Source organism: Allobosea sp., assembly GCF_051860145.1.
Classification (GTDB): Bacteria; Pseudomonadota; Alphaproteobacteria; order Rhizobiales; family Beijerinckiaceae; genus Allobosea.
In genome coordinates, this window is sequence record NZ_JBHYEM010000014.1 from 53,095 (window position 1) to 77,482 (window position 24,388).

The 24,388-nt window shown below is 68.6% G+C and carries 22 protein-coding genes; 20 read left to right on the forward strand and 2 right to left on the reverse strand.

What is annotated here, in order from left to right:
* Positions 1-204 precede the first annotated feature (204 nt).
* The 5 genes from ACTIF2_RS20135 (at position 205) to ACTIF2_RS20155 (ending at position 5,681) form a co-directional block, all read left to right on the forward strand.
* On the forward strand, positions 205-1,656 hold the full coding sequence (locus ACTIF2_RS20135) for a bifunctional 2-methylcitrate dehydratase/aconitate hydratase (protein WP_439498897.1): 1,452 nt from the start codon (positions 205-207) through the stop codon (positions 1,654-1,656).
* 14 nt (positions 1,657-1,670) lie between these two features.
* Complete coding sequence (prpB, locus tag ACTIF2_RS20140) at positions 1,671-2,603, forward strand: methylisocitrate lyase (protein ID WP_439498898.1); 933 nt, start codon at positions 1,671-1,673, stop codon at positions 2,601-2,603.
* A 65-nt stretch (positions 2,604-2,668) separates the two neighbouring features.
* Positions 2,669-3,619 carry a Bug family tripartite tricarboxylate transporter substrate binding protein gene (locus ACTIF2_RS20145; RefSeq protein WP_439498899.1) on the forward strand — a complete coding sequence of 317 codons (951 nt, stop codon included), beginning with the start codon at positions 2,669-2,671 and terminating at the stop codon, positions 3,617-3,619.
* A 42-nt stretch (positions 3,620-3,661) separates the two neighbouring features.
* Entirely contained in the window at positions 3,662-4,162 is a 501-nt protein-coding gene (locus ACTIF2_RS20150; RefSeq protein ID WP_439498900.1) for a tripartite tricarboxylate transporter TctB family protein, read from the forward strand.
* Positions 4,163-4,166: 4 nt separating this feature from the next.
* Positions 4,167-5,681 (forward strand): tripartite tricarboxylate transporter permease, encoded by a 1,515-nt coding sequence (locus ACTIF2_RS20155; protein WP_439498901.1) that lies wholly within the window; start codon positions 4,167-4,169, stop codon positions 5,679-5,681.
* A gap of 9 nt (positions 5,682-5,690) precedes the next feature.
* Here ACTIF2_RS20155 and ACTIF2_RS20160 read toward each other — a convergent pair whose 3' ends face one another.
* Positions 5,691-6,407: a GntR family transcriptional regulator gene (locus ACTIF2_RS20160; RefSeq protein WP_439498902.1), complete on the reverse strand. Its 717-nt coding sequence runs from the start codon at positions 6,405-6,407 to the stop codon at positions 5,691-5,693.
* A gap of 107 nt (positions 6,408-6,514) precedes the next feature.
* Positions 6,515-7,903, reverse strand: coding sequence for an FAD-dependent oxidoreductase (locus ACTIF2_RS20165; protein ID WP_439498976.1), 1,389 nt, complete (start codon positions 7,901-7,903; stop codon positions 6,515-6,517).
* A gap of 145 nt (positions 7,904-8,048) precedes the next feature.
* On the opposite strand from ACTIF2_RS20165, the gene leuC reads away from it, so the two are divergent.
* The 15 genes from leuC to ACTIF2_RS20240 all read left to right on the forward strand — a co-directional run bounded on the left by leuC (position 8,049) and on the right by ACTIF2_RS20240 (position 24,361).
* On the forward strand, positions 8,049-9,479 hold the full coding sequence (gene leuC, locus ACTIF2_RS20170) for a 3-isopropylmalate dehydratase large subunit (protein ID WP_439498903.1): 1,431 nt from the start codon (positions 8,049-8,051) through the stop codon (positions 9,477-9,479).
* Entirely contained in the window at positions 9,479-10,096 is a 618-nt protein-coding gene (gene leuD, locus ACTIF2_RS20175) for a 3-isopropylmalate dehydratase small subunit (RefSeq protein WP_439498904.1), read from the forward strand. Before leuC ends, leuD begins: the two co-directional genes overlap by 1 nt.
* A gap of 5 nt (positions 10,097-10,101) precedes the next feature.
* Entirely contained in the window at positions 10,102-11,073 is a 972-nt protein-coding gene (locus ACTIF2_RS20180; protein WP_439498905.1) for an oxidoreductase, read from the forward strand.
* An 87-nt stretch (positions 11,074-11,160) separates the two neighbouring features.
* Positions 11,161-11,979 (forward strand): GntR family transcriptional regulator, encoded by an 819-nt coding sequence (locus ACTIF2_RS20185; protein ID WP_439498906.1) that lies wholly within the window; start codon positions 11,161-11,163, stop codon positions 11,977-11,979.
* 28 nt (positions 11,980-12,007) lie between these two features.
* A complete protein-coding gene (locus ACTIF2_RS20190; protein ID WP_439498907.1) occupies positions 12,008-12,973 on the forward strand; it encodes a Bug family tripartite tricarboxylate transporter substrate binding protein in 966 nt (321 codons plus the stop codon).
* 48 nt (positions 12,974-13,021) lie between these two features.
* Positions 13,022-14,242, forward strand: coding sequence for an ABC transporter substrate-binding protein (locus ACTIF2_RS20195; RefSeq protein WP_439498908.1), 1,221 nt, complete (start codon positions 13,022-13,024; stop codon positions 14,240-14,242).
* A gap of 73 nt (positions 14,243-14,315) precedes the next feature.
* Positions 14,316-15,188 carry a branched-chain amino acid ABC transporter permease gene (locus ACTIF2_RS20200; RefSeq protein ID WP_439498909.1) on the forward strand — a complete coding sequence of 291 codons (873 nt, stop codon included), beginning with the start codon at positions 14,316-14,318 and terminating at the stop codon, positions 15,186-15,188.
* Positions 15,185-16,171: a branched-chain amino acid ABC transporter permease gene (locus tag ACTIF2_RS20205; protein WP_439498910.1), complete on the forward strand. Its 987-nt coding sequence runs from the start codon at positions 15,185-15,187 to the stop codon at positions 16,169-16,171. Before ACTIF2_RS20200 ends, ACTIF2_RS20205 begins: the two co-directional genes overlap by 4 nt.
* A complete protein-coding gene (locus ACTIF2_RS20210) occupies positions 16,171-16,917 on the forward strand; it encodes an ABC transporter ATP-binding protein (protein ID WP_439498911.1) in 747 nt (248 codons plus the stop codon). The genes ACTIF2_RS20205 and ACTIF2_RS20210 overlap by 1 nt, the downstream gene beginning before the upstream one ends.
* Positions 16,910-17,611: an ABC transporter ATP-binding protein gene (locus ACTIF2_RS20215; protein ID WP_439498912.1), complete on the forward strand. Its 702-nt coding sequence runs from the start codon at positions 16,910-16,912 to the stop codon at positions 17,609-17,611. Before ACTIF2_RS20210 ends, ACTIF2_RS20215 begins: the two co-directional genes overlap by 8 nt.
* Positions 17,612-17,619: 8 nt before the next feature.
* Positions 17,620-19,038 carry an MmgE/PrpD family protein gene (locus ACTIF2_RS20220; RefSeq protein WP_439498913.1) on the forward strand — a complete coding sequence of 473 codons (1,419 nt, stop codon included), beginning with the start codon at positions 17,620-17,622 and terminating at the stop codon, positions 19,036-19,038.
* A gap of 1 nt (position 19,039) precedes the next feature.
* On the forward strand, positions 19,040-19,948 hold the full coding sequence (locus ACTIF2_RS20225; protein WP_439498914.1) for an isocitrate lyase/PEP mutase family protein: 909 nt from the start codon (positions 19,040-19,042) through the stop codon (positions 19,946-19,948).
* Positions 19,945-21,678: a hydantoinase B/oxoprolinase family protein gene (locus ACTIF2_RS20230; protein ID WP_439498915.1), complete on the forward strand. Its 1,734-nt coding sequence runs from the start codon at positions 19,945-19,947 to the stop codon at positions 21,676-21,678. The genes ACTIF2_RS20225 and ACTIF2_RS20230 overlap by 4 nt, the downstream gene beginning before the upstream one ends.
* A complete protein-coding gene (locus ACTIF2_RS20235) occupies positions 21,675-23,750 on the forward strand; it encodes a hydantoinase/oxoprolinase family protein (protein ID WP_439498916.1) in 2,076 nt (691 codons plus the stop codon). The genes ACTIF2_RS20230 and ACTIF2_RS20235 overlap by 4 nt, the downstream gene beginning before the upstream one ends.
* Positions 23,747-24,361: a cysteine hydrolase family protein gene (locus ACTIF2_RS20240; protein ID WP_439498917.1), complete on the forward strand. Its 615-nt coding sequence runs from the start codon at positions 23,747-23,749 to the stop codon at positions 24,359-24,361. Before ACTIF2_RS20235 ends, ACTIF2_RS20240 begins: the two co-directional genes overlap by 4 nt.
* Positions 24,362-24,388: the final 27 nt, after the last annotated feature.

A 24,388-nucleotide genomic window follows, 5' to 3' on the forward strand; every position in this document is an offset into this window, starting at 1 on the left:
GATGGTCCTCCCCTTGCTCTTGTCATTGGCCGCCGGTCGAAATCCGGACAGCGCCAGCAGTTGATTGCTGGTGATTGTCGACAATGTTGATCGTAAACTAGCGTGATCCCTTGCGCGATGGCAATAGCTATGAAACATATGTCGACAATAATGATCCGGGACAGGCAAAACGCCCACCCGGTCGATACGAGGAAATGCCCAGCCATGGCCGGTTTCAGCAACAATGAGCGCCCTGCGCCGGATGAAGTCCTCGTCGATATCGCCGACTATGTCCTGAGCTATCGCGTCGACAGCGTGCTCGCCTATGAGACGGCGCGCAACTGCCTGCTCGACACGCTCGGCTGCGGGCTCGAGGCGCTTGAATATCCGGCCTGCACCAAGCTGCTCGGTCCGATCGTTCCCGGGACGGTCGTGCCCAATGGCGCGCGCGTGCCCGGCACGCCCTATCAGCTCGATCCGGTCCAGGCCGCCTTCAATATCGGCACGATGATCCGCTGGCTCGATTTCAACGATTGCTGGCTCGCAGCCGAATGGGGGCACCCTTCCGACAATCTCGGCGGTATCCTGGCGGTGGCCGACTGGCTGTCGCGTGTCGCGGTCGCCGCGGGCCGCCCGCCGCTGACCATGCGCGACGTGCTGACCGCGATGATCAAGGCCCATGAGATCCAGGGCTGCCTGGCGCTGGAAAATGCCTTCAACAAGGTCGGGATCGACCATGTCATCCTGGTCAAGGTCGCCTCGACGGCGGTCGTCGCGGGGATGCTCGGCCTCAGCCGCGACGAGATCGTCAACGCGCTCTCGCTCGCCTTCGTCGACGGGCAGGCGCTGCGCACCTATCGCCACGCGCCCAATGCCGGCTCGCGCAAGAGCTGGGCGGCGGGCGACGCGACGAGCCGGGCCGTGAGGCTGGCCTTGATCGCGCAAGGCGGCGAGATGGGCTACCCGTCGGCGCTCACCGCGAAGACCTGGGGCTTCTACGACGCCTCGTTCCGCGGGCAGGCATTCAAGTTCCAGCGTCCCTACGGCTCCTATGTGATGGAGCACGTGCTGTTCAAGATCTCCTATCCGGCCGAGTTCCATGCGCAGACCGCGGTCGAGGCCGCGATGACCCTGCATGGCCATCTCAGGAAGATCGGCCGCTCCAGCGACGACATCGCCTCGATCAAGGTGCGCACGCATGAGGCCTGCATCCGCATCATCGACAAGCGCGGGCCGCTGCATAACCCGGCCGATCGCGATCACACGCTGCAGTACATGGTCGCCGTGCCGCTGATCTTCGGCCGCCTCACTGCCAGCGACTACGAGGACGACATCGCCGCCGATCCGCGCATCGATGCGCTGCGCGCCAAGATCGAGTGCGTCGAGGATCCGGCCTTCACGCGGGATTATCACGACCCCGAGAAGCGCTCGATCGCCAATGCGATGACCATCACCCTGAACGACGGAACCGTGCTGCCCGAAATCACGGTCGAATATCCGATCGGTCACAAGCGCCGGCGCGCCGACGGCATTCCGCTGCTCGAAGCCAAGTTCCGCACCAATCTCGCCCGCCGCTTCGTCGAGAAGCGCCAGCGCCGGATCCTCGAGGTCTCGCTCGATCAGGCGCGGCTCGAGAGCATGCCGGTGCATGATTACGTCGATCTCTACGCAAACTGAGGCCGAAAGCCCCCATGCCCTATCTCGTTTCGACCGATCTTCCCGAGGAACCTGCCGGACAGCGCTTCCGGCAGCGGCTGACGCAAGGCGGCATCCTCAGGCTGCCCGGCGCTCATAACGGCATGGCGGCCCTGCAGGCGAAGGCTGCCGGTTTCGAGGCGCTCTATCTCTCGGGCGCAGCGATGACGGCCTCGATGGGCCTGCCGGACCTCGGCATCATCACCGTCGACGAGGTCGCCTTCTTCGTGCGCCAGATCGCCCGCGCCAGCGGCCTGCCGCTGCTCGTCGACGGCGATACCGGCTATGGCGAGGCGCTCAACGTCATGAACATGGTCCGCGTCTTCGAGGACGCGGGCGCCGGAGCGGTCCATATCGAGGACCAGCTGCTGCCGAAGAAATGCGGCCATCTCAACGACAAGAAGCTCGCCGACGCCCACGACATGGCGGCCAAGGTCGCGGCCGCGGTTAAGGCGCGCCGCCATCTCTATGTCATCGCCCGCACCGATGCGGCTGCGAGCGAGGGCATGGACGGGGCGGTCGCGCGCGCCAGGCTCTATCTTGACGCCGGCGCCGACGCGATCTTCCCCGAGGCGCTGACCTCGGCCGAGATGTTCAAGGAGTTCGCGCGCCGGGTGCCGGGCGTGCCGCTGCTCGCCAACATGACCGAGTTCGGCCGCACGCCCTTCTTCACCGCTTCCGAATTCGAGGCGATGGGCTACCGGATGGTGATCTGGCCGGTGTCGTCGCTGCGCGTCGCCAACAAGGCGCAGGAAAAGCTCTACGCCGCGCTGGCGCGGGACGGCGGCACGCATGGCATGATCGATGAGATGCAGACCCGCGCCGAGCTCTACGCCACCATCGGGCTCCACGACTACGAGGCGCTCGACGCCTCGATCGTCGCGACGATCACGCCGGAGGCGATGCCCCAGCGCGGAAGGAGCGCCTGAACCAAGCCGCGCCAGGCATGAACGACCAGCCCGAAGGGCGGCGACCACACATGGGAGGACACAGAATGATCAAGCGTTTGACGATGGCCGGCGCGCTCGAGCTGGTCCTGAGCACGGGGATCGCCACCGCCGAACCGGCCAAGGTGATGATCCCGGCCAACCCGGGTGGCGGTTGGGACGGCGCCGGCCGCCAGACCATGGCGGCCTTCGCCCAGTCCAAGGTCTTCACCGACGGCGCCTCCTTCACCAACAAGGGCGGCGCGGCGGGCACGATCGGCCTGGCCGAGTTCGTCCGTACCAATAAGGGCGACGACAATGCGCTCCTGGTGACCGGCGTCATCATGGTCGGTGGCGTCATCACCAACAAGACGCCGGTGTCGCTCGCCGACACCACGCCGCTGCTGCGATTGACCAATGAATACAACGCGATCGCCGTGCCGGCTAATTCGCCGATCAAGACACCGCAGGATTTCATCGCGGCGCTCAAGGCCGATCCCGGCGCCTTGTCGGTTGGCGGCGGCTCGGCCGGCGGGGCGGACCATGTCATGCTGGCGCTGCTCGCCAAGCATGCCGGCGCGCCGGTCGCCAAGATCAATTTCGTCTCGTTCTCCGGCGGCGAAATCCTGGCGGCGCTCGGCGGCGGCAAGATCAAGGCGGCGATCTCGGGCGCTTCCGAATTCCGCCAGTTCGCCGAGTCCGGCCGCATCCGCCTCATCGCGGTCTCGGGTCCGACCCGCGTGGACGGCCTGAACGTGCCGACGCTGAAGGAATCGGGCATCCCGGTCGAGATCGGCAACTGGCGCGGTTTCGTCGGCGCTCCCGGCATGAGCGAGGCGGCGAAGAAGACCTGGCTCGACCGTTTCGCCAAGCTGCATGCGACGCCGGTCTGGAAGGAGACGCTGAAAACCCAGGGCTGGGAAGACGCCTACCTTCCGGGTGACGACTTCGTCGCCTTCCTCAAGGCCGAGGACGCGAACTGGTCGAGTGCCCTCAAGGAAGTCGGCATCCTGAAATAGCGGCCGGCCGCACCACGAACAGCTCGTCTCAGGGAGCACGCGATGGCGGCCAGGCAGGACGGACGGGACGCGAGCCGCTGGTCGCGGCCATGGTGGCTGGGGCTCGGCGTCTTCGTCATGGGAGCCTTGTGGCTCAATGGCGCGCGCGGCATCGCCTCGACCACGAACTATATCGGCGTCGGTCCGGCTGCGATCGTGCTGGCGGTCGGGGCGGGGCTCGCGGTTCTCGGTGTCATCCTGATCGTCCAGGCGCTGCGCGGCGAGCTCGTCGCGTCGCCGGCGGAGGGCGGGGAGGCGGAGGCCCAGCCATCCCGCGCCGCCTTCCTGACCGCGCTCGCCGGGGTCGCCGTCCCGCTTCTGACCATTCGCTGGCTCGGCTTCCCGCTGACGGCGATGCTCGCCTTCGCGCTGGTCTCGCGCGCCTTCGGCTCTCGCCGCCTGCTCCTCGACCTCGCGATCGGCGCATTGCTGTCGAGCGCCGCCTGGTTCGGCTTCTCGCGTCTCGGCATCAGCCTCGGCGCCTTCTTCCCGCCGCTGGGGTGAGGTCATGGACATCCTGAGCCAGCTCCTTGGCGGCTTCGCGGTCGCGCTGCAGCCGATCAACCTGTTCTGGGCCCTGATCGGCTGTGCGCTCGGCACCGCGGTCGGCGTGCTTCCGGGCATCGGGCCGGCCCTGACCATCGCCCTCCTGATGCCGGTCACGGCGCAGGTTGCGCCGGCCTCGGCCTTCATCATGTTCGCCGGCATCCTCTACGGCGCGCTTTATGGCGGCTCGACCACCTCGATCTTGCTCAACACGCCGGGCGAGAGCGGGTCGGTGATGACCGCGCTCGAAGGCAACCGCATGGCGCGCAGCGGGCGCGGAGCGGCGGCACTGGCGACCGCGGCGATCGGCTCCTTCGTGGCGGGTACGATCGGCACGCTGGCGCTGACCTTCCTGGCCCCGGCGATCGCCGAGCTCGCCTTCGTCTTCGGCCCGGAGGATTATTTCGCGCTGATGGTGCTCTCCTTCACCTCGGTCGCGGTCGTGATGGGCCGCTCGATGGTCAGGGGCTTCACCGCTTTGTTCTTCGGGCTGGCGCTGGGCACGATCGGCATCGACACCCAGACCGGCCAGACCCGCATGGTTTTTGGCACGCTCGAACTGCTCGACGGCGTCTCCTTCACTGTAGTGCTGGTCTCGCTCTTCGCGATCGGCGAGGCGCTTTATGTCGCAAGCCGCAGCGGCTCGGTGCCGGCCGCGATCAACCCGCTCTCCGGCGGCAGCTGGATGACCCGGCAGGACTGGAAGCGCTCGTGGAAACCGTGGCTGCGCGGCAGCGTCATCGGCTTCCCCATCGGCGCGCTCCCGGCCGGCGGCACGGAGATCCCGACCTTCCTGTCCTATGCGCTGGAGCGGCGCCTCAGCCCGCATCCCGAGGAGTTCGGCCATGGCGCGATCGAGGGCGTGGCGGGGCCCGAGGCCGCGAACAATGCCGCCGCCGCCGGCATCCTGGTGCCGCTCCTGACGCTCGGCCTGCCCTCGACCGCGACGGCGGCGGTGCTGCTCGCGGCCTTCCAGAACTATGGCCTGCAGCCGGGCCCGATGCTGTTTGCGACCAATCCCGACCTGCTCTGGGGCGTGATCGCCTCGCTCTATATCGGCAACCTGATCCTGCTGGTGCTGAACCTGCCGCTGGTCGGCATCTGGGTGCGCCTGCTGCTGATCCCGCGGCACTACATCTATGGCGGCATCGTCGTCTTCGCGCTGGTTGGCGTCTGGGGCCTGTCGACTTCGTGGATGGACTTGCTGCTGATGTGCGGGCTCGGGCTCGTCGGCTATGTCGCGCGGGTCTATGATTTCCCGATCGCGCCGGCTTTGATCGGGCTGATCCTCGGGCCGCAGGCCGAGATCCAGCTCCGACGCGCGCTCGCCGTCAGCCAGGGCGACTGGAGCGTGCTCGTCGGCACGCCCATCGCGACGACGCTGCTCGCGATCGCGCTCATGGTGTTGGTCCTGCCGCCGATCCTGTCCCGCCTCAGGGCGCGGCCGACATCGGAGCCGGCTGCCGAGACGCCCTGACGCTGTCGTTCAGGCGCCGTAGCCGCGGCGCGACGGCTTGACGGCTCCGGCCGTCGTGAGCGCGGCCTGCAGCGCCGTCCGCGCCGCACGAATATGCCGGCGCATCAGGATCTCGGCGAGCTCGCCGTCGCGGTGGCTGATCGCCTCGGTGATGCGGACATGCTCGCGCCAGGCCTCGCGGCCGCGTCCCGGCACGGTCGAATGCAATCTCCGGCACAGGCGCAGGCGCGGGTAGAACTGCTCGCAGAGCAGGTCGGCCAGGATCGGGTTGCCGCTGCCATTGGCGATGCGCCGGTGGAAATCGGCCTCCGGCTCGTCCTGCAGATAGGCGCCGAGCGGGTTGCGCTCGATCTCGCCGCGATGGCTGGCGACGAGCTGCTCGAGCGCCGTGACATCCGCGTCGCTCATGTTCTCGGCGGCGAGACGCGCGGCCATGCCCTCCGTCGCCTCGCGCACGTCGAGCAAGGCGAGGAATTCCGCCGCGCTCGGCTCGGCGACGCGCACGCCCTGATTGGCGACATAGGTGACGAGCCCGCGTTCCTGCAGGCGGCGGATCGCCTCGCGCACCGGCGCGCGACTAGCGCCGTAGCGGCGCGCGATCACCGGCTCGCTCAGCTTCTCGCCAGGCGCGAGGTCGCCGGCGACGATGGCGCGCGAAAGCTCGTCATAGAGGCGGATCGAGAGCCCCGTCGTGACGGCGTTGTCCGGGCTGTCCGTATCTGTCATGGGCGCGGCCGCTCAACTGGTTCGAACGGCTAAGCTTATTGCATTGCGCGGATTTTGCTTAGCACCATGACGCGATCGCGGGGAATTGCTGTGGAGCGCGGCGCCGCCTAACCAGACGCGCTTCCCGCGGCGCGGCCCGCGATCCGCCCAAGCGCGACGGCAGTCAGCAGGCCGTTGCCTGACAGATAGCCGGCTGCATGGCTGCCCGAAACGCCGCAGGCCGCGCCGCCGGCCGCATAAAGGTTCGAGAGCGGCGTCCCGGATTCATCCACCACGCGCGCCTGATCGTCGACCACGAGCCCGCCCTGGGTATGGAACAGGGCGCCGGTGACCCGGACGGCGCGGTAGGGCGGCGCGAGATCCGGCGCGCCCATGAAGGCGCGGCCGAGCGAATCGGCGGCCTGGCCGGACTTGCAGCGCGCGACTTCGGCGAGGGTTGCGGCCAGGGACTCCGACGGGACGCCGATACGCTGGGCCAGGGCCGCGGGATCGCCGGCCGTGACGATCGCGCCAAGCGCCTCGGCCCGCTTGAAATCCTCGAATTGTCGCGCGATGCCGGCGATGCGCTCGTCGAAGATCGTCCAGGCGACGCCTTCGGGCTGGCGCAGCACCTCGGTCGCCTGTTCGGAATAGCCGCATGACTCGTCGCAGAAGCGCCGGCCCTCCAGATTGACCTGGATGCCGCCCTCCGTGATCGTCGCCCAGGTGATCAGGATGCCGGCGGGATGCGCGACCGAGCCGTGGCCCTGATGGCCGGAGAGGTGGCGCGCGGCCGCGCCCAGCGCCTGGCCCCAGAGCAGGGCGTCGCCTTGGTTGCCGGGATGGCCGAAATAAAGCGCCTCGGACAAGGACGGGATATGGCGCGCGACGAGGTCCTTGTTGCCGCCATAGCCGTTGCAGGCGAGGACGAGCCGGTCGCAGCCGAGCTCTTCCAGCGTACCGTCGGGGCGCGCGAAGGCCAGTCCATGTACCCGGTGGTCTGCCCCGGCGAACAGGGTCGTGACCTGCGCTTCGCACAGGATCTCGATGCCGGCCGCTTCGGCCGCCTGGCGCAGCGCGTCGACCAGCTCCTCGCCGGAACGGCTCGGCAGGCCGTGCATGCGCCGCGCCGAATGGCCCGGATAGCTGAAATCCTCGATCACCGAGAAGGGCAGGCCGTAGCTGTCGCTGAGCCATTCGAGCGCCGGCCCGACCTCGCCGGCGACCAGTTCGACCAGCTTCGGATCGGGCTCATCCTTGGCCTTTTTCAGGATGTCGGCGGCGAAGCGAGCAGCGTCGTCGTCGATGCCGGCAGCCCGTTGCCAGCGCGTCGCCGGGGCCGGGATGAGCCCGGCCGACAGCGCGGTCGATCCGCGCGGCAGGGCGTCGCGCTCCAGCACGAGCACCTCGGCACCGGCCTCGCGCGCTGCCAGGGCCGCGACGAGCCCGGCTGCGCCGGCGCCCAGGACCACGACGGGAACCTGAAAGTCGAAGCTTTTCTCTCCGACAGCGATCATCTTGCTCAACGCGCCCTCCCGGCCTCGCGCCAATCCGACAGCTAGCTGTCATAGGATGGGGACACTAACCTGTATCATATCTAAAACAAGATTTGCTTTTGACCGGCGCTCGGGATTAGCATCGGCGACGTTGGGAGAGGGAGAGATGGCGCGCATGGGAGCCGCAGGGGCATCGCCGCGGACATTGTTCGACAAGGTCTGGGACGCGCATGTCGTCGTGCAGCGCGAGGACGGCCAGAGCCTGCTTTGGATCGACCGGCATTTCCTGCATGAGGGCTCCTTCCACGCCTTCGACAAGCTCAAGGCGCGTGACGCCGAGGTGGCGCGGCCGGACCTGACCTTCGGCATCGAGGACCACTACGTTCCGACGCGGGTGCGCGACCTCGACAAGATCGATCCGGCCATTCGCCGGATGATCGAGCAACTGCGCGCCAACACGCTGCGCCACCGCCTGCGCCTGTTCGATCTCGACGATCCGGGCCAGGGCATCGTCCATGTCGTCGGCCCGGAGCAGGGCCTGACCTTGCCGGGGCTGACCATCGTTTGCGGCGACAGCCATACCGCGACCAATGGCGCCTTCGGCGCGCTCGCCTTCGGCATCGGCGCCTCGGAGGTCGCGCATGTGCTGATGACCCAGACGCTCTGGCAGAAGAAGCCGAAGCGGCTGCGGGTCACGGTGGAGGGCAAATTGGCGCCCGGCATCGTCGCCAAGGACATCGCGCTCTCGGTCATCGCCACGATCGGCGCCGACGGGGCGGCCGGCCATGCGATCGAATATGCCGGCTCGACCATTCGCGGCCTCTCGATGGAGGGCCGGCTGACGCTCTGCAACCTCTCGATCGAGGCCGGCGGGCGCTGCGGCATGGTTGCGCCCGACGAGACCACGCTCATCTATTTGCGCGACCGGACCTATGCGCCGCATGGCGAGGATTTTGAGCGCGCCGCCGGTGACTGGCTGGCGCTCGCCAGCGATGCCGGCGTCGCCTTCGACAAGGAGGTCCGGCTCGACGGGGCGGAGATCGCGCCGATCGTGACCTGGGGCACGAGCCCGGAGGACGCGCTGCCAATCACCATGCAGGTGCCCGATCCCGACAAGGCGGGCGATCCCGGCCGCGCCGCGCATATCCGCGACGCTCTCGATTATATGGGCCTGAAGGCCGGCCAGAACCTCGCCGATATCAGGGTCGACCGCGTCTTCATCGGCTCCTGCACCAATAGCCGCATCGAGGACATCCGCGCCGCCGCGGCCGTGCTCGCCGGGCGCAAGGCGACGGTGCCGGGCCTCGTGTCGCCCGGATCGGCCCAGGTCAAGCGCCAGGCCGAGGAGGAGGGGCTCGACAAGGTCTTCACGCAGGCCGGGCTGGAATGGGTCGAGCCCGGCTGCTCGATGTGCGTCGGCATGAATGGCGACCTCGTCGCGCCGGGAGAGCGCTGCGCCTCGACGACCAACCGCAATTTCCGCGGCCGTCAGGGGCCGGGCTCGCGCACCCATCTGATGTCGCCGGCAATGGCGGCCGCAGCGGCCGTGACCGGCCATCTCACCGATATGCGCGTGCTGCTGGAAGGGAGGAACTGATGCAGCCCTTCACCACGCTCACCGGCCTTGCCTGTCCCTTGCCGCTAACCGGCGTCGACACCGACCAGCTCATTCCCGCCCGCTTCATGAAGCGCTCGCGGGCCGAGGGCTATGGCGGCTATCTGCTATACGACCTGCGCTTTGACGAGGGGGGTGCTCCGCGGCCGGATTTCCCGCTCAATGCGCCTGGCAGGGAAGGCGCGCAAGTGCTTGTGTCGCGCCGAAATTTCGGCAGCGGCTCGTCGCGGGAGGCCGCCGTCTACGCGCTCGCGGATTACGGCATTCGCTGCGTCGTGGCGCCGAGTTTTGGCGACATCTTCGCCTCGAACGCGGTCAATAACGGCCTGCTGCCGGCGCGCGTCAGCGAGGCCGATGGCGAGAGCCTGATCGCGGCGCTGGAGGAGGGCGGGCGCGCGCTGTCGGTCGATCTCGAGAACTGCCGGATCGTCATCGGCAACCTTGCGGTGTCGTTCGAGGTCGATCCGGTCTGGCGCACCAAGCTGCTCAATGGCTGGGACGATATCGACCTGACGCTGAGCCAGGCCGGCGCGATCAAGGCCTTCGTCGCCACCGATGCCGCCGCGCGCCCCTGGGCCGCGCCGCGCCAGTCGCGCTAGACAATATGTCGCTCGCCTTCAGCCCCGTCTCGATCGGCTCGCTTCGCCTGAAGAACCGCATCGTGCTGCCGCCCATGCAGCAATATCAGGGCAGTGCCGAGGGCTTTGCCGGCGCCTATCACCGCGATCACTATGCGCGCCGGGCGCGCGGCGGCGTCGGGCTCGTGATCGTCGAATCGACGGCCGTCGCGCCGGAGGGCCGGCTGATGATCGATGATGTCGGCCTGTTCAGTGAGGCTCATGTCGCGCCGCTCGCCGCCGTCGCCAGCGCGGTCAAGGCGGCAGGCGCGCCGGTCTTCGTCCAGCTCTGCCATGGCGGGCGTAAGGCGGTGCCGCATCGCGGCGGCCGGCTGCTGGCGCCGAGCGCCGTCGCTTATGACGATGTCTACGGCATGCCCGAGGCCATGAGCCTCGCGGACATTGCCGCGGCAGCGGAGGCCTTCGCCATGGCGGCCAAGCGCGCGGTCGCCGCCGGCTTCGACGGCATCGAGCTTCATGCCGCTCATGGCTATCTGCTGCACCAGTTCCTGTCGCCGCTATCGAACCATCGCGAGGACGCCTATGGCGGCGGCCCCGAGGGGCGGCTGCGATTCCTGGCCGGGGTCATTTGCTCGGTGCGCGCTGCGGTCGGTATGAGCCTGCCGGTGACGATCCGCGTCTCCGCCAGCGATCATGCGCCCGGCGGCCTCGAGCCGGAGAGCGTCGCCGCGGCGCTGCGAGCGCTGGTTCCGCTCGGCCTCGACGCGATCCATGTCTCCTCGGGCGGCCTGACGCCGACGCCGCCTCCGGAGACCGGCCCCGGCTATCAAGTACGCTATGCCGAAGTGATCAGGCGGGCTGTGGCGGTGCCTGTCATCGCCGTCGGGCAGATTCGGACGCGCGAGCAGGTCGAGGACATCCTGGCGCAGGGCAGGGCCGATCTCGTCGCCATCGGCAGGCCCCTGCTGATCTATCCCGATTTGTCCCGCGTGCTGTGAAGAGCGGCGCTTGACAAGCGACGAAGCTGTGTCTTTGATAATACAAGTTACTGTCTTACGAACGGGACAGACGAGGAGTTCCGCCGCATGTCGAGCGTCGAGCCGTTGAAGGCCCGCAGGCTCTATCTTCTGCTGCGGGACCGCATCCTGAGCGGAGAGGCCGGGCCCGAGAGCCGCCTGCCGAGCGAGCCGTCGCTGGCGGAGGAGCACCGCGTCTCGCGGGTGACGGTGCGGCGCGCGCTCGACAAGCTCGCGACCGAGGGCATGATCGAGCGCCGGCCGGGTTCCGGGACCTTCGTCAGCGGCCGGGTGACCGGCGCGCCCGTCATCGCCGATTTCTCGAACGTGCTGACGCATCTGGTCGAGATGGGCCGGCGCACCGATGTCAGGCTGCTCTCCTTCGGCTATGTCGCGCCGACGCCGGCCCTGATGGAGGGGCTGAAGCTCGCGGCTGGAGAGCGGGTGCAGCGCTCGGTGCGCGTGCGCCTGATCGACGGCCAGCCCTTTTCCTATCTGGTGACGCATGTGCCGGAGCGGATCGGCATCTCCTATTCCGAGGGCGATCTCGCCTCGACGCCGCTGCTCGCCCTGCTGGAGCGCTCCGGCATCGTCGCCGAGCGCGCGAGCCAGACCATCGGCGCGACGCTCGCCAGCCCCGATATCGCCGAGGCGCTCGAGCTCGAGATCGGCTCGCCGCTCTTGTCGCTGACGCGGATCGTCTTCGGACCGAAAGGAGAGGGCGTCGAGCATCTGCACGCGCTGTACCGGCCTGACCGCTACTCGTTCCAGATGGAGCTCGAGCGCGCCGGCGGCGCCCGCGCCCGGCGCTGGTCGCCGGTGCCGAGCCGCGCCAGCGAGGCCGAAGAGGCCGATCTTCCGCCAGGAGCACGCGATGCGCGCAACTGACATGTGGCAAGAGGGACCTGCCGCGGCCATGACGCTCAGCCGGCGCGCGGCGCTCGGTCTCGCGCTCGCCCTCGCCATGGGCCCGGCGCGCGCGCAGGAGGTCTGGCCGAGCCGACCGGGCAAGGTGATCGTGCCCTATCCGGCCGGCGGCGCGACCGACGTGATGGGTCGCTTCGCCGCCGAAGCCCTGTCGCAGGCGACGCGCCAGCGCTTCATCGTCGAGAACAAGGGTGGCGCCTCGGGCGCGATTGGGACCGCCGAGGTCGGCAATGCGCCGGCCGACGGCTATCTCTTCCTGGTCGCGACGCCGGCGACGCATGTCACCAATCAGTACCTCCGCGAGAAGCTGCCCTACGACCCGGCGAATTTCGATCCGGTGATCATGCTGTCGCGCAGCCCGATGCTGCTGATCGCGCATCCCTCGCTTGCCGCGAATTCCGTGGCCGAGCTCGTCGCCCTGGCCAAGAGCCAGCCGGGCAAGCTCAATTACGGCTCCTCTGGCGTCGGCGCGACCAGTCATCTCGCGCCCGAACTGTTCAAGACGATGGCCGGCGTCGAGATGGCCCACGTGCCTTATCGCGGCGCCGGCCCGGCCATGGCCGACCTGATCGGCGGACAGGTCGAGCTGATGTTCGACAATGTCCAGACCGCGCTGCCGCAGGTCGAGGCGAAGAAGGTCAAGCTGCTGGGCGTGACCAGTGCGTCGCGGCTGGCGAGCCTGCCCGACGTCCCGACCATCGCCGAGACGGTGCCCGGCTACGAGGCGCTGAGCTTCCTCGCGCTGATGGCGCGGAAGGGCACGGCGCCCGCGGTGATCGATAAGGCGAACAGAATCGTCCAGGCGTCCTTCGAGACGCCGGAGATCACTGCGAAGCTCGCGGCGCTCGGCGTTGAGTTCACGCCGAACACGCCTGCAGAACTCGACCGGTTTCTCGAGGAGGAGCGCCGGAAATGGGGCGGCCTCATCAAAGACCGCGGATTGAAGGCCGAATAACACGGATTCCGGCGGGAAGACCGGATCAACGACAGAGGAGAACGGGACATGAAGCTGACGACCGATCTGAATCGCCGCACCATCCTGAAGGCCGGCACCGCCGCGATGGCGACGATCGCCGCGCCTGGCGTGTTGCGCGCCGCTGAGCCCAAGCCGATCAAGATCGGCATCCTGCAGCCCGTCACCGGTGCGCTCGCCATGGACGGTGAGTTCGGCCGGGCCGGCGCCGAGCTCGGCATCGCCGACATCAATGCCGCCGGCGGCATCAAGGCGCTCGGCGGCGCCAAGCTCGAGATCGTCTTCGGCGACGCGCGTTCCAACCCGGAAGCCGGCGTGCAGGAGGTCGAGCGCATGCAAGGCGAGGGCGTCGCCGCGATCGTCGGCGGTTTCGCCAGCCCGATCTGCCTGGCCGCGACGCAGGCGGCTGCGCGTTACGACCTGCCCTATATCGTCGATGTCGGCGTCTCGGACCAGATCATCCAGCGCGGGCTCAAGAACACCTTCCGCTTCGCGCCGGGCTTCGCCATCTGCACGCGCGCCGCGATCGATAATCTCGTCCGCATCAACGAAGCCGCCGGCAAGCCGGCCAAGACGATCGCGCTGGTGCATGAGGACGGGCTGTTCGGCTCCGGCCTCGCCAAGCTGATGGCGACCGAATTGCCCAAGCACGGCTTCGAGATCGTCGAGACCATCGCGATCCCGACCCCGTCGCGCGACCTCTCCAACGTCGTCCTGCGCCTGCGCTCGCTCAATCCCGACCTGGTGATCCCGAGCACCTATTACGGCGAGACCGTGCTGCTGGCGCGCACCATGCAGCAGCAGCGCGTGCGGCCGAAGGCGGTCTATTCGGTGCTGAACGGCGCCGCCTCCAACATGCGCTTCGTCAAGGAGTTTCCGGAAGCGGCCGAGAAGATCATGGACTGCAACCACTGGCATGATCCGCGCAATCCCAAGAACGCCGACCTGCGCAAGCGCGTCGAGGCCTCCGGCAAGCAGTGGAACTACAACACGCCGCTGAACTATTCCTGCGTCGCGCTGCTGGCCGACGCGATCGAACGCGCCGGCTCGGCCGATCGCGGCAAGATCCTCGAGGCGCTGGCCTCCTCGACCTTCGCCGGCCACCTGATGCCCTATGGGCCGACCAAGTTCGTCGACGGCCAGAACCAGGGGTCAGCCCCGGTCTCGACCCAGGTCCAGGATGGCGCGATCAAGGTCGTCTATCCGGAAGCCTTCTCCGACGCCAAGCCGGTCTTCCCGGTGCGCGCCTGAGTTTTCATCCCGGGCAGGGCGATCCATTCGTCCTGCCCGGGCCGTTTTTGTCGGACAGCGAGCGTAACGCCCGATGTATTCCTTCGCCATCGTCGCGGAAGCCATGCTCAACGGGCTTCTGACCGGCGCCGTATACGCGCTGATCGCGCTCGGGCTGACGCTCGTCTACGGCGTGCTGCACATCATCAATTTCGCCCATGGCGCCTTCCTGACCTGCGCCATGTTCGCGGTCTGGGCGGCGCACAGCATGCTCGGCCTCGATCCCTATCTCGCGATCCTGCCGCTGACGCTGATCTTCTTCGCGATCGGTTATGGCGTGCAGCGCTTCGTCATCGGGCCCGCCAGCCATGGCGACGACGGCAATATCCTGCTGGTGACGCTCGGCCTCTCGATCGTCATCGAGAATGCGCTGCTGGCGGTCTTCCGCTCGGACACGCGCTCGCTCTCGACCGAATACTCCTTCAACGTCGTCGAGCTCGGGCCGCTCCTGATCTCCCAGGCACGGCTCTTCGGCTTCGCCGGCGCGCTCGTCGTCACGCTGCTGCTCTGGCTCGTGCTGGCGCGCACCGATACCGGCAAGGCGATCCGCGCCGTCGCCAAGGAAAAGCTCGGCGCCAGCCTCGTCGGCATCGATGTCCGCCACGTCTATGCTGTGACCTTCGGCATCGGCTGCGCGACGCTGGCGGTCGCCGCCTGCCTGCTGATGCCGACCTTCTACGTCAACCCGCGTGTCGGCGGGGCCTTCGTGCTGGTCGCTTTCACCATCGTCGTGCTCGGCGGCATGGGCTCGATCCCGGGCGCGCTCGCCGGCGGCCTGTTCATCGGCGTGGTCGAGAGCCTGTGCGGGCTCTATCTCGGCGAGAGCCTCGGCCAGATCGGCATCTTCCTGATCTTCATCCTGGTGCTGCTGTTCCGCCCGACCGGCCTGTTCGGAGCGCGGGCATGAACCGGCGGGGCTATCTTCCGATCGCGCTGGTGCTGGCCGCTCTCGCGGCCGTACCGTTCTTCGTCGCCTCCAACGCGACGCTGAACTTCATCGTCTTCGTGCTGATCATCGCGCTGACGGCGCAGGGCTGGAACCTGCTCGGCGGCGTCGGCGGGCAGTCCTCCTTCGGCCATGCCGCCTTCTTCGGCACCGGCGCCTATGCCTCGGCGATCCTGCAGGCCCGCTTCGGCGTCAATGCCTGGGCCGCCCTGGGGCTGGCGATCGCGTTCGGCGCCGCCGTCGGCTGGGTGATCGGCTATCTCAGCTTCCGGGCCGGCCTGCGCGGCTCCTATTTCGCGCTGGTGACGCTGGCCTTCGCCGAAGTGCTGCGCATCCTCGCCAATGCGGCCGGCTTCACCGGCGGCGCCGCCGGTTTGCTGCTCAAGCTCGATATCGGCTTCTGGAACCTGCAGTTCTCGAGCCGCGCCGCCTTCCTCTGGCTGGCGCTCGGCTTCGTCGGCATCGGCCTCGTCCTGTCGCAATGGATCGCGAACTCGCGTTTCGGCGCGCAGCTCGTGGCGGTGCGTGAGAACGAGGACGCGGCGCGCGCGCTTGGCGTCGACGTGCTCGCCGTGAAGCTCAAGGCGATCACGGTCTCGGCGGCGCTGACCGCGGCCGCCGGCTGCCTCTACCTGCAATACTTCCTCTATATCGACTCGCAGATCGCCTATGGCTTGTGGATCTCGGTCGAGGCGCTGCTCGCGCCGATGGTCGGCGGGCGCGGCCTCGTGCTCGGGCCGATCATCGGGGCCTTCACGCTGCATGGGCTCGGCGAGGCGACCAAGCTGCTCGCCGGGCGCGTACCGGGCATCGACCTGATGGTCTATGGCGCGGTCCTCATCCTGGTCATCGCTTTCGCCCCTGGCGGCGTACTCGGCCTGCTGCAGAAGCTCGGCCTGCGGCGCAAGCCGGTTCCCGCTTCTCAGCCGGAGGGAGCGCGGTGATGCTGAACGTCCAGGACGTCACCATGCGTTTCGGCGGGCTCGTTGCCGTCGGCGGCGCGTCGCTTTCGGTACCGGAAGGCGCGATCGTCGGGCTGATCGGCCCCAATGGGGCGGGGAAGACCACGCTCTTCGCGGTCATTGCCGGCTTCCTCAAGCCGACGGCCGGACGGGTCTCCTTCCAGGGCGAGGACATCACTGGCGAGCCGACCCATATCCGGGCCAGGCGCGGCATCGCGCGCACCTTCCAGATCGTGCAGCCCTTCGCCGGGCTGGACGTGCGCGAGAACATCGCCGTGGGCGCCTATTTGCGCCATGCCGGCTCGGGTGAGGCGCATGAGCTGGCCGAGGCGGTGGCGCATCGCGTCGGGCTCGGCGCCGATCTCGACAAGCCGGCCTCGAGCCTGACGGTTGCTGGCCGCAAGCGGCTGGAGCTGGCGCGGGCGCTCGCGACCGAGCCGAAGCTGCTGATGCTCGACGAGGTGCTGGCCGGGCTCAACCCGTCCGAGATCCGCGACATCGTGCCGGTGATCCGCGCCATCCGCGACGACGGCGTCACGATCCTGATGATCGAGCACGTCATGCAGGCGGTGATGAACCTGTGCGAGCATGTCCATGTGCTGTCGCAGGGGCAGATGATCGCCCAGGGCACGCCCCGTGAGGTCTGCGCCGACCCAAAAGTCGTCGAGGCCTATCTCGGCAAGGGCGCGGCCGAGCGCCTGCGCGCGGAGGAGGCCGGCCATGCTTGAGGTCTCCGGCCTGAAGGCGGGCTATGGCGGCGTCGAGGTGCTGCGCGGCATCGACATCGCGGTGAAGGCCGGCGAGATCGTCGCCGTGCTCGGTTCGAACGGCGTTGGCAAGACGACGCTGAACAAAGTGCTTTCGGGCGTGCTCGCCGCACATGCCGGCGACGTCGTGTTCGAGGGGCGCAAGCTCACCGGCGCCTCGGCGGTTGAGGTCGTCGAGGCCGGGCTGATCCAGGTGCCGGAAGGGCGCAAGATCTTCCCGAACATGAGCGTGCGCGAAAATCTGGAGCTTGGCAGCTATCGCCGCGCCCGCAAGAACAGGGCGCGCAATATCGAGCGCGTCTTCTCCGTCTTTCCGCGCCTGCGTGAGCGCATGGGCCAGGCGGCGGGCACGCTTTCGGGCGGCGAGCAGCAGATGCTGGCGATCGGGCGCGGGCTGATGGCGGAGCCGCGTCTCCTGATCCTGGACGAGCCATCGCTCGGCCTGTCGCCGCTGCTGGTCGAGGAGATGTTCGCGCTGATCCGCCAGCTCAATGGCGAGGGCATGCCGATCATGCTGGTCGAGCAGAATGTGGTGCAGTCGCTGGAGATCGCGGCGCGCGCCTACATCATCGAGAACGGGGTGGTGACGCTGTCGGGACCGGCCGAGGAGATCGGCCGCGACCCGGAGCTGAAGCGCGCCTATCTCGGATTGTGAGGAGAGCCATGTCGATCGTCACTCCCAATATCGTCCCGGCCTCCGTCCTGCTGGCGGAGCCGCGGCCGGCCTGGCTCTCGCAATGGGGCGCGTTCGCCTCGGAGATCAGTTTCAATGATCTCGACAAGACTTTGGTCGAACAAGCCAAACTGGTCGTGCTCGATTGCATCGGAGCGGTCGCTGCCGGCATGCAGGAGCCGGAGACGCGCGCGCTCGTCGTCCGGCTGGGTCGCCGCGAGGCCGGCGGAGGCTTCGCCGCGATCGGCGCGGGTCGACGCCTCAACGCGGGCGACGCAGCCTTCGTCAACGGCGTCGCCGGCACCATGCTGGAGCTCGACGAGGGCAATTCCTTCGCGCGGGGCCATCCCGGCATCCATGTCCTGCCGGCAGCTCTTGCGGCGCGACGGCCGGCGGAGGTCGACGGCCGTGATTTCCTGCTCGCCTTCATCCTCGGCTACGAGATCGGCGCACGTGTCGGCGCGGCCTCCCGGCTGCGCAACACCATGCATCCCCACGGCACCTGGGGCACGATCGGGGCGGCCTTCGCCGCCGCCTATCTCGACAATGCCGACGAGCAGGCGCTGATCGAGACCGTCAACGCCTCGGCCTCGCTCAGCCTCGGCACCAGCCTGCGCACGATGCTGGAGGGGGCTACGGTGCGTAACAGCTATGCCGGGTTCTCGGCGCGCAACGGGCTTGCCGCCTGGGACCTCGTCGCCAGCGGCTTCACCGGCGAGATCGACGGCGTGCGCAGCGTCTATGGCGGCGTGCTGGCCGAGGGCTTCAGGCCCGACGAGATGGTCGCCGCGCTCGGCCAGCGTTGGGAGATCCAGCGCAACTATTTCAAGCGCCACGCCGCCTGCCGCTTCACCCATGGCGCGCTCGACGTGGTGGCGCGGCTGATCGCCGAGCACGGGCCGCTCGACCCGGCCGCGATCGCGAGGATCGAGGTCGAGACCTATGTCTGGGCGGCGCAGCTCGATGCGCCTGCGCCGGCCAACATGCTGGCGGCGAAATTCTCGCTGCCCTTCGCGATCGCGACCACGCTGGTCCATGGCGAGGCCTCGGTGCCGGCGTTCCGTGCGGCTGCGCTGGCGGATGCCCGGATCGTCGATCTGGCCGCCCGGGTCGCGGTGAATGAAGACCCGGCGCTGAGCGCGATGCTGCCTGACCTGCGTCCGGCCCGCGTCGCGATCCATCTCACTGACGGCCGGGTCCTCTCCGGCGAGACCTTCACCAATCGCGGCGATGCCCGCGATCCCTACAGTCCCGACGAAGTCATGGCGAAATTTGCCGAGCTGGCGCGCCCGGTCTGGGGCGAAACCCATGCCGCGCGCATCCGGACGGCGATCGAGACACTCGACGAAGCGGCCGACCTCATGGCGCTCGATGCGCTGCTGGCCGCGCCTCCGCTCAAGGACGAATGAGATGAGCCTAAGAGAACGACTGAAGACCGGCGCCCCGATCGTCGCGCCCGGCGTCTATGACGCCCTGACCGCCTCGCTCGCGGCGGCGGCCGGGTTCGAGGCGCTGTATTTGTCCGGCGCCGCGATCGCCTATACCCGGCTCGGCCGGCCGGATATCGGGTTGGTCTCGATGAGCGAGGTCGCCGACGTGATCGCGCTGGTGCGCGACCGGGTGCCGACGCCGATGATCGTCGACGCCGACAACGGCTATGGCAACGCGCTCAATGTCCGGCGCACCGTGCGCGTCTTCGAGCTTGCCGGCGCCAGCGCCATCCAGATCGAGGACCAGACCCTGCCCAAGCGCTGCGGCCATCTGCAGGACAAGAGCCTGATCAGCGCCCGCGAGATGGCGGGCAAGATCAAGGCGGCGGTCGATGCGCGCCAGAGCGAGGAGACCCTGATCGTCGCCCGCACCGACGCCGTCGCGGTCGAAGGCTTCGAGAAGGCGATCGAGCGGGCGGCGCTCTATGCCGATGCCGGCGCCGACATCCTCTTCGTCGAGGCGCCTCAGTCGCGCCAGCAGCTCCAGGCCGTGACCGGCAGGCTCGCCAACCGGCTGCCGCTGCTCGTGAACATGGTCGAGGGCGGCGACACGCCGCTCGCCTCGGCGGCCGAGCTCGGCGAGCTCGGCTTCCGGATCGTGATCTTCCCGGGCGGGATCGTCAGGGCACTCGCCCACACGGCGCAGGACTACTACCGCTCGCTGCATGCGCACGGCACCAACGAGCCGTTCCGCCAGCGCATGTTCGATTTCAATGCGCTGAACGCGCTGATCGGCACGCCCGAGATGCTGGCTCTGGGCCGCACCTATGAGGAATATGGCGAGGCTACCGCGCCAGCCTCCGCTCCGAAGAAGGATGACGCGGCATGACGAGCGTCGATCCCGTCACGCTGGCGGTGCTGAAGGGCCGCCTCGAGCAGATCGCCGACGAGATGGACGCGACTTTGTTCCGTTCGGCCTTCAACCCGATCATCGCCGAGGCACGCGACGCCTGCCACGGCCTCTATCACGCCACCACCGGCGCGACCTTGGTGCAGGGCACCAACGGCCTGCCGATCTTCGTCGGCGCCATGGCCTTCGCGGTGAAGGCCGTGATCGACAAGGTCGCGCGCCAGGGCGGATTGCAGGAGGGCGACACCTTCCTGTTCAACGACCCCTATGAGGGGGGCACCCATCTCAACGACTTTCGGCTGGTGCGGCCGATCTTCCGCGACGGGGAGCTGTTCTGCTGGCTGGCCTCGGTTGGCCACTGGCTCGATATCGGCGGCAATGTGCCCGGCGGCTACAATCCCAAGGCGACCGAGAGCTTCCAGGAAGGCGTGCGCTTCCCGCCGGTGAAGCTGTTCTCCGCCGGGACGCTGAACCAGGACATTGTCGACCTGCTCGCCGCCAATTCGCGGGTGCCGGTCTCGAACTGGGGCGATCTCAACGGCCAGCTCAATGCGCTCGACCTCGGCCAACGCCGCTTCGGCGCTCTTCTCGACGATTACGGTGCGCCGGTGATCGCCGCCGCCTTCGAGGCCTTCTCCGAGCGGGCGGAAGCCCTGATGCGTAGCGCGATCAAGGCGCTGCCCGACGGGCGCTATTCCTTCGAGGACGTGCTCGACAATGACGGCATCACCGACGAGATGCTGACGGTGGCGCTGGACCTCACCATCGCCGGCGACGCGATGACGCTCGACTTCTCGCGCTCCTCGCCGCCGGCGCAGGGGCCGATCAACATCTCCTATGCGACGACCGTCGCCGCCTGCTACGTCGCGCTGAAGCACATCTTCACCGACGTGCCGGCCAATGCGGGCTGCCTGAAGCCGATCGATTTCGTGATCCCGCCGACGACTCTGCTCGGCGCCACCGCGCCCAAGCCGATGGCGGGCTATACCGAGACGATCCTGCGGCTGATCGGCGTCATGCTCGGCGCGCTCGCCAAGGCCGATCCGGACAAGGCCACGGCCGCGCCCTTCGGCACGATCAACGCGCTCTCCTTCGCCGGTCATCGCGAGAACGGCGCGCGCTGGGTGATGTTCTCCTTCTTCGGCGGCGGCCTCGGCGGCAATCCCGAGACCGACGGGCTCAACCATGCCAACAACCCGATCTCGACCGCGACGATCCCGCCGGCCGAGATCCTGGAGGCGAGCTATCCGGTGATGTTCCGGCAATGGGCGCTCAGGCCCGACTCGGCCGGCGGCGGCGTGCATCGCGGCGGGCTCGGCGCGGTCTACGAGGTCGAGGCCTTGCGCGATGCCGAAGTCTTCCTGCTCGGCGAGCGCGGCAAGGTCGCCCCCTTCGGCGTGGTCGGCGGCGGCCCGGCCGCGCTCAACCGCTTCACCTGGGAGAGCGATGACGGCGAGCAGTCGCCGCCGCTGGTCTCGAAGGTCACCGGCGTGCCGGTGCCGGCGGGGCGCGCCGTCAGGCTGGAGACGCCCGGCGGTGGCGGCTGGGGCGATCCGCGCGAGCGCGATCCGGCTTTGGTCGGGCGCGATGTCCGGCTCGGCTATGTCGGCGTTGCGGCGGCGCGGGAGACTTACGGTGTCGTCAGCGATGCCGGCGGCAAGGTGGATGTCGCGGCCACGGCCGCACTGCGCAAAGGGATCGCGGCATGAACGCGCCGGTCAAGAACCTGCAAGGCCGTATCGTCGGCGTCGATGTCGGCGGCACCTTCACCGACCTGTTCTTCTATGACGAGCCGGCCAAGCGCTTCCGCACGGCGAAAGTGCCGTCCAATCGGGGCGACGAGGCGGTCGGCTTCCTCGAAGGCTTGAAAAGCTTCGGGGCGATCGCCGACCTGTCCTCCGTCGTCCATGGCACGACGGTCGGCACCAATGCGCTGCTGGAGCGAAAGGGCGCGCGCGTCGGCCTGATCACCACCCGCGGTTTCCGCGACGTGCTCGAGATGCGCCGGCGCGACCGGCGCCATACCTGGGGACTCTGGGGTGATTTCGTCCCGGTGATCGATCGCGATCTCAGGCTCGAGGTCGATGAGCGCACGCTCGCCGACGGTACGATCCGGCAGGTGCTGGATGAAGATCAGGTCCGGCAGGCGGCTAAGCGGCTTGCCGAGGCCGGCTGCGAGGCGCTCGCGATCGTCTTCGTCAACGCCTACGCGAACTCCGAGAACGAGATGAAGGCGCTGGCGGCGGCCTCGGCCGTCTGGCCGAATGGCAACATCGCCTGCTCCAGCCAGATCCTGCCGGAGATCCGCGAATTCGAGCGGACCTCGACCACGGCGCTCAACGCCTATCTCCAGCCGGTCGTCGGCAGCTATCTCGGCAAGCTCGACGAGGCGCTGGCCTCCGAGGGCTTCAAGGGCCGTTTCCACATCGTCCAGTCCAACGGCGGGGTGATGTCGACGCAGACGGCGCGGCGGCTGCCGGTGCGCACTGCGCTGTCGGGCCCGGCGGCCGGCGTCATCGCCGCGGCGGCGATCGCCGAGGCGGCGGGCTTCCCGGACGTGATCACCGGCGATCTCGGCGGCACCTCCTTCGACGTCTCGCTGGTCGTCGGCGGCAAGACCGCGCTCGCCGCCCAGACGACGATCGATTTCGGCCTCGTCATCCGCACCCCGATGATCGAGATCACCACGATCGGCGCCGGCGGCGGCTCGATCGCCCATGTCGATGCCGGCGGCCTGCTGCAGGTCGGACCGGAAAGCGCCGGCTCGCGGCCCGGGCCGGTCTGCTACGGCCAGGGCAATACCCGCCCGACGCTGACCGACGCCAATGTCGTGCTCGGCCGCATCAATGCCGAGCGGCCGATCGGCGGCAAGCTCGCGCGGCTCGATGTCGAGGCGGCGAAAGCCGCGATCGAGGAGCATGTCGCCAGGCCGCTCGGGCTCGACGTCATGGTCGCGGCGGAAGCGATCGTGCGCATCGCCGATGCCAAGATGGCGGGCGCCATCCGGCTCGTCTCGATCGAGCGCGGGCATGATCCCGGCAAGTTCGCGGCCGTGCCCTTCGGCGGCGGCGGCGCGCTCCATGCCGGCGCGCTGATCAAGGATGTCGGCCTCAAGGCCGCGCTCGTGCCGCGCTATCCCGGCGTCACCTCGGCGCTCGGCTGCGTCATCGCCGATATCCGCCATGACCAGGTCCAGACCGTCAATCTGAGCCTGGAAGGGCTCGATGCCGGGGCGCTCGACCGGCGCATGGTCACCGAAGCCGCGCAGGCGCGCGAGGTCGTCGAGGCGGCCGGGCTCGCGGTCGAGGCCATCGACTTGCTGTTCGAGCTCGACATGCACTATATCGGGCAGACGCATACGGTGTCCGTGCCGCTGCCGCTGACCGTGGCGAACGGCACGACGGGCGTCAGCGAGGCAAAGGTCCGCGCCGCCTTCGAGGAGGCCTATCGCACCTCCTTCAGCCGGTTGCTGCCGGGCGTGCCGGCCCGCATCGTCAATCTGCGCACCGCCGCGATCGGGCGGCGCCCGCATTTCGACCTCTCGGCGCTGGCGCCGGGCGTCGACGCCGATGCCGGCAAGGCGCGGCTGGGCTCCCGCCAGGTCTGGTTCGCAGGCGCCTGGCACGAGACCGCGGTCTATGCGCGGCTCGAGCTGCCGGTCGGAACCGTCGTCAACGGGCCGGCGATCCTCGAGCAGCCGGACGCGACGACGGTGGTCGATCCCGATCTCGTCGCCCGCATCGACGCCTTCGGCAACCTGATCGTGGAGCGCGCCGCATGAGCCATCCCGCCATTCCGCTGTCGCGCACGGCGCTGCTCACCGTCGATCTCCAGAACGACTTCCTGCATCCCGACGGCGCCTATGGCCGGGCCGGGCAGAGCGCGCCCGAGATCGCGGCGCTGCCGGCGCGGCTGAAGCCGCTCGCCGACCTGATCCGCGCCAAGGGCGGCTTCTATGTCTCGACCCAGTTCACGCTGGTTCCGGCCAAGGGCGGCGAGCCGCTGATCTCGCCGCATCTGAAGCAGATCCGGCCCTTCCTGAAGAAGGGCGATTTCCTGCCCGGCGCCTGGGGCCATGCCCTGGTCGACGAATTGCAGCCGGCCGATCTCACCGTCGAGAAGATCGCCTATTCCGCCTTCTACATGACGCGGATGGAATGGGTGCTGCGCAAATGCGGCATCGAGAAGCTCATCATCGCCGGCATCGTCAGCAATGGCGGCGTCGCCTCGACGGTGCGCGACGCCCATGTCCGCGATTTCGAGACGATCGTGCTGGAAGACGGCTGCGCCGCCTTCACGCCCGCGGTCCATGACACCGCCATCGCGGCGCTGAAGCCGGTCTGCCGCGTCGCCACCATCGCCGAGATGGCCGCCGAGTTTTCGGCCGCCTGACCTCAAATCCCCGTAGATTTGGAGAGA